This window comes from Pseudomonas sp. NPDC087346 (assembly GCF_044744235.1).
In the GTDB taxonomy this organism is placed as follows: domain Bacteria; phylum Pseudomonadota; class Gammaproteobacteria; order Pseudomonadales; family Pseudomonadaceae; genus Aquipseudomonas.
The window spans coordinates 44,238-44,675 of sequence record NZ_JBIUXX010000048.1 but is presented as its reverse complement, the minus strand read 5'-3'; the positions used below and the strand labels follow the sequence as shown (position 1 = coordinate 44,675).

Genomic DNA, 438 nt, shown 5'->3' with positions numbered 1-438 from the left:
ATCTCACCCATTTCGCCTTCGATTTCAGCCTTCGGTACCAGTGCTGCCACGGAGTCGACGATGATCACGTCTACCGCGTTGGAGCGCACCAGCATGTCGGTGATTTCCAGCGCCTGCTCGCCGGTGTCCGGCTGGGAAACCAGCAGGTCATCAACGTTTACGCCGAGTTTGCCAGCGTACTCTGGGTCGAGGGCGTGTTCGGCATCGACGAATGCGCAGGTCGCGCCGGCTTTTTGAGCCTGAGCGATCACGGACAAGGTCAGTGTGGTTTTACCGGAAGATTCAGGACCGTAGATTTCAACGATACGGCCTTTTGGCAGACCGCCGATGCCAAGTGCAATGTCCAGACCCAGAGAGCCGGTGGAGATAGCCGGGATCGCCTGACGGTCCTGATCGCCCATACGCATTACTGCACCCTTGCCGAATTGACGTTCGATC

The 438-nt window shown here is 58.2% G+C and carries 1 protein-coding gene; it reads right to left on the bottom strand.

Going from position 1 to position 438, the window contains the following annotated elements:
• Positions 1 to 437 (bottom strand): ATPase domain-containing protein (locus ACIOZM_RS23725; protein WP_401217993.1); only part of this gene is annotated, 437 nt, incomplete at its 3' end.
• Position 438: the final 1 nt, after the last annotated feature.